This is a genomic window from Kribbella sp. NPDC050281 (assembly GCF_040655855.1).
GTDB lineage: Bacteria > Actinomycetota > Actinomycetes > Propionibacteriales > Kribbellaceae > Kribbella.
Window position 1 is genome coordinate 70,271 of record NZ_JBFAKS010000047.1, and the last position, 8,583, is coordinate 78,853.

Below are 8,583 nucleotides of genomic sequence, written 5' to 3' on the forward strand. Positions count from 1 at the left end.
ACCGCCAGGCGGCCTCGTGCTCGGTGATGATGTGGTTGCCGCTGTCCAGGAACACCAGCCGGCTGCCCGGGCGATCACTTCCTGGCGGTGGCCGTCGTCGCCGACCGCGCGGCGAGCGTCCTTCAGCCGGCTGGTCAGCGCGGACTCACTGACGAAGCGGTTGCCCCAGACCGCGTCGAGAAGCTCGAGCTTGGGTACGACGCGGTCCCGGTGCTCGATCAGGTGGACCAGGACCCCGAACACCTGGCGCTCGACGCGCACCTGATCGCCGCCCCGCCGGAGCACGAAACCACGGGGATCCACTTCGCAGTCGCGGAAGCGATACATCGTCAGGCCCCTCCGATCGAGTCTGCCACGATCCGGCCGCGGCGTGGACCGCAGTCGATCTCGGGATCTCTGCAGATCTTCCTCATGACTCCCGGGCGCGCGGGCTGCGACCGTGATCCGACGGGTGGCGGCTATCGGCCCCGTCGAAAACGGCTTCGTCGTCGGCAAGCAACTGTCCAGAACGACGACGGAGTAGCCGACACAACGGTCGATAGACATAGGATCTCTGCTCATGCGCACCTCGGTGAGTTCCCTGTCCTACGACCGCCCGGCAGGCACCTGGCTGGAGGCGCTCCCGCTCGGCAACGGGCGGATCGGGGCCATGTGCTTCGGCGGTGTGAGCACGGACCGGATCGGCCTCAACGACGAGACGCTCTGGTCGGGGAGCCCCGAGACCCAGCGGATGCTGTCGACACCGCTCGGCGACACCGGGGCCCAAGCAGTTCAGGCGGTCCGGGACGCACTCGCGGCCGGCGACATCCGTCGCGCCGAGGGGTTGGCGAACGGCTTTCAAGCCGGCCACTCGCAGGCCTACCTGCCCCTCGGCGACCTGCTGCTCGAGTACACGACCACCGGGGACGTCACGCAGTACCGCAGAGAGCTCGACCTCGATACGGCGACCGCCACGGCGGACTATGAGGTCGGAGGTCTCGCGGTCCGGCAGCAGGTGTTCGTGAGCAAGCCGGCCGGTGCCCTCGTACTCCGGCTCACCGCGTCGCGACCGATCGGACTCACCGCCCGCCTCACGTCGCAGCTGCGATCCCGCACTCATCGGACCGACGACGGCGTCGGCCTCCTCCTCCAGGCACCGGCGAACGTCGCTCCGCCACACCGCGACGTACCTGACCCTGTCCACTACTCCGACGGCCCGGACCGCGGTATGGCGGCGGCCATCTCGCTCCGGGCGACGACCGACGGCGAGATCCGCGCCGACGACGCGGGCCTGACGATCGAGAACGCCACCGACGTCACCCTCGTCCTGTCGACCGCCACCGGGTACGACGGCCCGTCGACGCCACCGACCCGATCGGCCGAGGACTGCTTCGCCCAGGCCGACAACACCGTGCGTACAGCCCTCACCCGCGGGTACGACGACCTCCACGCGGAGCACCTGCAGGACCACCAGGCACTCTTCCGCCGCTCGTCGCTCGAGTTGCCCGGCAACGACACCGCCGACCTGCCGACCGACGTACGGCTGCGGAACGGGGACGACCCCGCGCTCGCCGCGCTGGTCTTCAACTACGGCCGCTACCTGATGATCGCGAGCTCCCGCCCCCGTGGCCTTCCGACCAACCTGCAGGGCATCTGGAACGACATCCTCCAGCCGCCGTGGAGCTCGAACTACACGGTCAACATCAACACCGAGATGAACTACTGGCCAGCCGAAACGACCAACCTCGCCGAGTGCCACGAACCGCTGCTGACCTACCTCGAGCACCTCGCCGAGGCAGGCCGTCGTACGGCGCAGGAGCGGTACGGCTGCGGTGGTTGGGTCGCGCACCACAACGCCGACGCATGGTGTTGGACGATCCCGGTCGACGGCAACCCGAAGTGGTCCAACTGGCCGATGGCCGGCACCTGGCTGGTGCGCCATCTGTGGGACCACTACGCGTTCTCGGGTGACCGTGAGTTCCTCGGCCGCGCCTGGCCGGTACTTCGGGGTGCGGCGGAGTTCTGCCTCGACTGGCTGATCGAGCTGACCGACGGCAGTCTGGGTACGTCGCCGTCCACGTCACCCGAGAACGACTACGTCGCGCCCGATGGCGAGCCGGCGTCGGTGACGGTCTCGGCGACGATGGACCTCGCCCTGATCGCCGACCTGTTCGACCGCTGCGTGATGACCGCCGACGTCCTCGAGCTGACCGACCCGTTGGTCGAGCGGTTCGCCGCGGCGCGCAAGCGGATCCCCGAACCGTCGATCGGTAGCCGGGGGCAACTACAGGAGTGGGCCGCCGACCTGACCGAGGATGATCCGCACCACCGGCACACGTCGCATCTGATCGGCGTACACCCCGGCGACTCGATCACGCCGGACCGCACTCCGGCGCTGGCGGCCGCCGCGGCTCGTACGCTCGATCTGCGCGGCGACCTCGCGACCGGTTGGTCGCTGGCCTGGAAGATCAACCTCAGAGCCCGGCTGCGTGACGCGGCCGCGGCCCACCGCTTCGTGCGCGCATTCCTGACGCCTGCAGACGACACCGAGACGGACTACGTCGGGAGCGGCGCGGGCGTGTACCCGAACCTGCTGTGTGCCCACCCGCCGTTCCAGATCGACGGCAACTTCGGCGCGACCGCGGGCATCGCGGAGATGCTGCTCCAGAGCCACACCGACGAGATCGAACTCCTCCCAGCGCTGCCGACTGACTGGCCGACCGGACAGGTCACCGGCCTGCGCGCCCGCGGCGGCGTGACCGTCGACATCACGTGGTCACCCGACGGCTCCGAGGCCGTCCTCACCGCGGACCGCGATCAGCAACGCACCATCCGCCACGGCGACAGCCGCACTGCGGTCACCCTCACAGCCGGCGAAGCCCACCGACTGGTGCTCTAGCGGGCGCTGTCCGGAACTTTTTCGCCGCCAAGCGGCGAAAAAGTTCCGCAACCGTCAGCTCTTCTTGCGGTTGAGGAACGCGAGCATCGCTTCTTGTGCTGCGGACGAGCCGAACAGGCTCGCCGACAGCTCGGCGAGATCCTTGCCGCGGGCATCGATGTCGGCGAGGAGCTCTCTGTTGAGCAGCTTCTTCGTCTCGCGGAGGCCCTGGGGTGCGCCCTTCAGCAGCGACTCCACGACGGAGTCGACCGCGGTGTCGACGTCGGTGTCCTGAACCGCGACGGTGACCAGGCCGAGCCGTGCGGCCTCGGCTCCGTCGAACGTGTTTCCAGTGAGGAACGTGTACGCCGCCGCACGGTCGGTCAACCGGGGGAGCACGGTGAGCGAGATCGTCGCGGCCGCCAGCCCCAGTCTGACTTCGGTGAGCGCGAAGGTGCTGCTCGCGCCGGCGACGCTGATGTCCGCGGCGGCCACGATGCCGATCCCGCCGGCCCGCACCGGACCCGCGACCCGTGCGACCACCGGCTTCGGGCTGGCGACGATCGCCCGCTGGACGTCGACCATCCGCTGCGCGCCGAGCCCCATGCCGATCGTGGTCGCCTCGGACAGATCGGCTCCCGAGCAGAACACGTCCAGGGCCGACCGGATCACGATCACCCGGACCGCGTCGTCCGCGCCCGCGTCGTCCAGCCGCTCCAGCAGTTCACCGGTGAACTGCTGGGAGAGTGCGTTCTTGTTGTCCGGCGAGTCGAGCGTGATGGTCGCCACGCCGTCGGCCACGGTCAGCTGCACGAGTTCCGTCATGGAGACATCCAACACCCGCCCGGCCCTCGGCGGCTGTAATCAGCCGCACAAGCCCGTGCGGTCAGGCTCCCCGCGGGCTGAGCGGGTCCGCGTGCCGGTGGACGATCTTCCAGCCGTCGTCCTCCTTGCGGAAGACCATCGTCGCCCGCAGCGCATGCGGGAACTCATCGGGCTGGTCGACGTACATCACCGTGCAGCGCTCGATCGCGACGGAGTACGCCGTGTCACTGCCGACGTGCTTGTCGAGGTACTCGAACTCGACCTTGGCGCCACTCGGACGGAACTGTGCCGAGGCCCATTGGTAGCGCGGTCCGACCTGCGACCAGCCGACCTCGAGACCGCCGAAACCACCGAAGATCGAGGTCTGCTCGCTGTGCGACACCAGCGGCATCCACAACGACGAATCCCCGTTCACGAAGGCCGTGTTCGCCCGCTCGAACTGGTCCAGGAACGCCTCGAAGCTCTCGGTCACTCCGGGCAGTTTACGGGGCCCCGGGTCTACTTGCCGTCGGCGTACGTCGGGGACAGTTCGCGGGCCAGGTGCTCGATGAACAGGCCGACGTCGGTGACGATGCCGCGGGCCTGGGACGAGCCGCGGTCGGCCAGCTTGGTCACCGTGGCCGGGTTGATGTCGACGCAGGTGAGCGGAATCGACGACGGCAGGATGTTGCCGGTAGCAACCGAATGCAGCATGGTCGCGGCCATCAGGCAGTAGCCCACGCCGGGCAGTTCGGCCCGCATCGCGCGCTGACCCTCGAGGACGTCGGTGTACACGTCCGGAAGTGGGCCGTCGTCGCGCACCGAACCGACCAGGACGAAGTTCTTTCCCTTCTTCACCAGCGCGTGCATAACGCCCGAGGTGAGCACGCCCTGCTCGACCGCGGCCGCGATCGAGCCGGCCTTGCGGATCGTGTTGATCGCGCGGATGTGGTGCTCGTGGCCGTGCTCCACCCCGCGACCACGGGCCAGGTCGACGCCGAGCGACGTACCGTAGAGCGACGACTCGATGTCGTGGGTGGCCAGCGCGTTCCCGGCGAACAGGACGTCGACGAAGCCGGCCTCGACGAGCGACACCATCGCGGGCGCGGCGCCGGTGTGCACGATGCCGGGGCCGCCGACCCAGAGCACCTTCTGGCCGTTCGCCTTCGCCTCCCGCATACCGTCGGCGACCTGCATGACCAGCACCCGCTGCGGCTTCTCGCTGGACACGTCCGACTCCATGAAGCCGAACGACTCCTCGGTGTTCGCCACGATCGGGGGAGTGACCTTGACACCCTGGGCGCTCGTGATGATCCGCATCCCGGCCTTCACGTCCGACATCGGGATCGTGCGGACAGTGCCACCCTCGACGTCACCCTCGACCAGCAGGCCACAGTCCATCTCCGGGTTCTGCACCGCCACCCAGTGGCCGCCGAGCCGCACCTTGGTCGGCAGGTTGGTGGTGGAGTAGAAGCCGTCCGGGAAGACACCGTCCTGGGACACCTCGGTGATCTCCGGCGTACCGGGGTCGACCAGGTTCGCGCCCTTGGTCTGGATCCGCATCAGCAGCCGCTGCAGCGACTCCTCGTCGTCGGCGCCGACCGTCATCCGGACCGTGGACGGGTCGTCCTTGTCGTAGCCGAGGTCGAACTTGTCCAGCGTGTACTCACCGCCGTACCCGCGGATGTCGTCCAGGACCCGGGACAGCAGCCCGGAGTCCATCAGGTGGCCGGTGATCTCGACGGTCTCGGTGACCTGCACGGGTACCTCCCCTACGCGTTCGTCGGATTGTCCGACGATCCGCATGCTAGCTCAGACGACCGCCCCGTCATCAGGCGTGTCATCAGGTGGCAACCGATCCTTCATCCGGATGACCAGGGTGAGGAATCCGCCGATGAAGCCGACCACCGCGAGCGTGGTGATCCGGCCGGTGCCGAAGTCGAGGACGGCGGCCAGGATCAGCAGCAGCGGGCCGCCGATCAGGCCGAGCCAGGCGATCCGGCTGATCCAGTCCAGCCGGGGTGCCCGCGGCGGCTCAGGTGGGACGAAGTGGTCGTGCGGGTCGTCCTCCCGCTTGGCCGGCTTCTCCTCTTCCTCATCGTCGTCCGGCGTGTCCTTGATGACGAGCCCGGTCGGTACGTCGATCAGCGGCTCGTACTTGTCGTCGACGTCCTCACTGGCCGGCCACCGCGGCACCGGGCTCTCGTCAGCGTCGTGCCCAGGCGCCGACGGCGCGTTGAACTGCTCGACCAGCGACTTCCACTCGGCGTCCTCGGTGCTCCGCTCGATCACCGGGCGGGCCCGCTCCACCGCCTCCGCGTCGACGAAGATCACGTCGTACCCGGCCGGGATGTGGACCGGCTCCTCCGCCTCTTCCGGCGTCTTGGCCTCGCTCTGGGCCTCGCAGTACGCCGCGATGCCGGCCCCGGCGAGCGCGGTGAGGACCGCTTCGGCGACCAGTGGGTCGATAGCGCCGAGCGACGTGTACGCCGTGGCGGTGAGGCCGTTGTCACGCATCGGCGGCGACCCGGTGGATGAAGTCTGTCGAGTCCGCGAAGATGCGCGGTGCGTCGTTGTCCAGAGTTGCCACGTGAAAGCTGTCCTCGAGCAGGGTCTCGGTCACATCGCGGGACGAGATCGAGGCAAGCACCGTCCGCCCCGAGCTCGGTTCCACCACATGATCGACAGTACTGCGGAACATCAGCACGGGCTGCGTGACTTTGGCCAGATCGTCGCGAGTTATCTGCCACAGCTGGGACAGGGACTGCAGCGCGCGGAGCGGCATCCGGTCGTACGCGCCCTCGTCCATCCCCGGCTTCTTGATGTCGTTCGAGATGCCGGGGAACGACGGCACGAGCCGGGACAGCACCGGCAGCAGTACCAGCCGCTTGTCGTCGGTGCGCACCGACGGGTTGATCAGGACCAGACCGGAAATGTCGGCGCCGTGCTCCTCGGCCAACCGCAGGACCAGGCAGCCGCCCATCGAGAGTCCGGCCAGGAAGACCTGGTCGTGCTCCTTGCGCAACCGCTCCAGCTCGTTGTCCAGGACGGCGTACCAGTCCGGCCAGCCGGTCTTGTTCATCTCCTGCCAGCTGGTGCCGTGGCCGGGCAGCCGCGGTACGGCGACGCCGTACCCGTCGGCGGCCAGATGCTCGGCGAACGGGCGCATCGACTTCGGCGAGCCGGTGAATCCGTGGCTCAGCAGGACTCCGATCGCGGCGTTCTTCCCGGTCCCGGGACTGCGGTAGTCCTCCGCATGGCCTTGCACTGGCACGGTCACTCCTCGCCGTCAGAGTCCTCACAGACGGTCAGGCCGCACCGGCCTGCTCGCAACTCCATGGTCGCATTTGGACTGCATCCAGTCTGCAACAAGGTGACAACACGGTGAGCAACACGGAGATTCCTGGCGGTGACATTGCCTGAGGGGGAAGCTGGAACGTAGTGTCCTGCACCGACGGTGGGCGCCGGAGCTTGTCGCGGCCGTCACCGGCGGGCACTGGTGCCGGACGAGGTACAGGCCGACGATGGTCGGTGGTGAAGGTGTCAGGCGAGCGACGGAGGTCGAGGCGGATGCTGTACCTGTTCCTCAGGCGGTTCATCGTCGCCCCGTTGGTGAAACTGCTCTTCCATCCCCGGGTGACCGGGCTGGAGAACATCCCGACCACGGGCGCGGCGTTGCTGGTCAGCAACCACCTCGCGTTCTGCGACTCGATCTTCCTGCCGGTCGCCGTACCGCGGCAGATCGTCTTCCCGGCCAAGTCGGAGTACTTCACCGCGCCCGGTCTGAAGGGGAAGCTGGTGGCGACGTTCTTCCGGTCCGTCGGCCAGATCCCGATCGACCGGTCCGGTGGGCGCGCCTCGCTGGCCGCGCTGAACACCGGGCTGGACATCCTGAAGAAGGGCGAGCTGTTCGGGATCTACCCCGAGGGCACCCGCTCGCCCGACGGCCGGCTCTACAAGGGCAAGACCGGCGTCGCCCGGATGGCGATCGTGGCCGGCGTACCGGTCATCCCGGTCGCGATGATCGACACCGAGAAGCTGCAGCCGCCCGGCACGCTCTGGCCGCAGTGGCTGGTCCGCGAGCCCGGCCGCCGGCTGCCCCGGCTGGTCCGCCCGGGCGTGGCGATCGGCAAGCCGCTGGACTTCTCCCGCTACGAGGGCATGGAGCGCGACCGGTTCGTGCTCCGCTCGGTCACCGACGAGATCATGTACGCGATGATGGAGCTGTCCGGCCAGGAGTACGTCGACATGTACGCCGAGAAGGCCAAGGAACTGCTCAAGAATGGCGAGTCGATCGACGAGCACGTCCGGCTTCGCGACACCAAGGCCAGTTGACCGCTTCCGACCTCGTCCGCGGGTGAGGATGTCCGCATGGACAGCGACCTGAACGTGCTCGGCGAACCATTGGAGGAGTGCGGGACCGATCCGGTCACCGGCTTCTACCGGGACGGCTGTTGCACCAGCGGCCCCGAGGATCTGGGCAGCCACACGGTGTGTGCCGTGATGACCGCGGAGTTCCTGGCCCACCAGGTTTCGGTCGGGAACGACCTGGTCACCCCACGCCCCGAGCTGCAGTTCGCCGGTCTCCAGCCCGGCGACCGCTGGTGCGTGGTCGCGGTCCGCTGGCTCCAGGCCTACCGCGACGGCGCCCCGGCCCCCGTCGTACTGGCCTCAACCCACGCCCGCTCCCTCGACACCATCCCCCTGACCGTCCTCCGCGAACACGCCGTCGACGTACCAGCAGACCCCGGCTCCCTGACCTGACCATGTCGATTCGGGGAGGGTTGTGTGCCCGGAACAGGCAGCGAACCTCCCCGAACCACCGCTCTAGCTGTACCGGGACAAGACGTTGGTGGCAGGTGAGTTGGGGTTGACGTGAGGAGAACCTCCGGTTGGGGTGTGGCTTGTCGAAGGCTTCACAC

8 protein-coding genes and 1 pseudogene are annotated in these 8,583 nt (G+C 68.4%); 3 read left to right on the top strand and 6 right to left on the bottom strand.

Annotated features, from left to right (window positions below; all coding sequences use genetic code 11):
• Positions 1 to 78 precede the first annotated feature (78 nt).
• Positions 79 to 561 (bottom strand): annotated as a pseudogene (locus AB0I34_RS37190) (winged helix-turn-helix domain-containing protein); the annotation flags it as partial.
• Here AB0I34_RS37190 and AB0I34_RS37195 point away from each other — a divergent pair.
• Positions 560 to 2,878 (top strand): glycoside hydrolase family 95 protein, encoded by a 2,319-nt coding sequence (locus AB0I34_RS37195; protein ID WP_360454849.1) that lies wholly within the window; start codon positions 560 to 562, stop codon positions 2,876 to 2,878. The pseudogene AB0I34_RS37190 and the gene AB0I34_RS37195 sit on opposite strands and share 2 nt — an antisense overlap.
• A 54-nt stretch (positions 2,879 to 2,932) precedes the next feature.
• Here the strand turns inward: AB0I34_RS37195 and AB0I34_RS37200 are convergent, their stop codons facing one another.
• The 5 genes from AB0I34_RS37200 to AB0I34_RS37220 all read right to left on the bottom strand — a co-directional run bounded on the left by AB0I34_RS37200 (position 2,933) and on the right by AB0I34_RS37220 (position 6,935).
• Entirely contained in the window at positions 2,933 to 3,682 is a 750-nt protein-coding gene (locus AB0I34_RS37200; protein WP_360454852.1) for an enoyl-CoA hydratase family protein, read from the bottom strand.
• A gap of 61 nt (positions 3,683 to 3,743) precedes the next feature.
• Positions 3,744 to 4,154, bottom strand: coding sequence for a nuclear transport factor 2 family protein (locus AB0I34_RS37205; RefSeq protein WP_360454855.1), 411 nt, complete (start codon positions 4,152 to 4,154; stop codon positions 3,744 to 3,746).
• Positions 4,155 to 4,180: 26 nt separating this feature from the next.
• Positions 4,181 to 5,422 carry a TIGR00300 family protein gene (locus AB0I34_RS37210; RefSeq protein WP_360454858.1) on the bottom strand — a complete coding sequence of 414 codons (1,242 nt, stop codon included), beginning with the start codon at positions 5,420 to 5,422 and terminating at the stop codon, positions 4,181 to 4,183.
• Positions 5,423 to 5,473: 51 nt separating this feature from the next.
• Positions 5,474 to 6,178: a hypothetical protein gene (locus tag AB0I34_RS37215; protein ID WP_360454861.1), complete on the bottom strand. Its 705-nt coding sequence runs from the start codon at positions 6,176 to 6,178 to the stop codon at positions 5,474 to 5,476.
• A complete protein-coding gene (locus AB0I34_RS37220; RefSeq protein ID WP_360454863.1) occupies positions 6,171 to 6,935 on the bottom strand; it encodes an alpha/beta fold hydrolase in 765 nt (254 codons plus the stop codon). Before AB0I34_RS37220 ends, AB0I34_RS37215 begins: the two co-directional genes overlap by 8 nt.
• A gap of 296 nt (positions 6,936 to 7,231) precedes the next feature.
• Here AB0I34_RS37220 and AB0I34_RS37225 point away from each other — a divergent pair, with 296 nt between their 5' ends.
• On the top strand, positions 7,232 to 7,996 hold the full coding sequence (locus AB0I34_RS37225; protein WP_360454866.1) for a lysophospholipid acyltransferase family protein: 765 nt from the start codon (positions 7,232 to 7,234) through the stop codon (positions 7,994 to 7,996).
• A gap of 36 nt (positions 7,997 to 8,032) precedes the next feature.
• The gene (locus AB0I34_RS37230; protein WP_360454869.1) at positions 8,033 to 8,425 is read left to right on the top strand and encodes a DUF2237 domain-containing protein; all 393 of its coding nucleotides are present in this window, start codon (positions 8,033 to 8,035) and stop codon (positions 8,423 to 8,425) included.
• Positions 8,426 to 8,583: the final 158 nt, after the last annotated feature.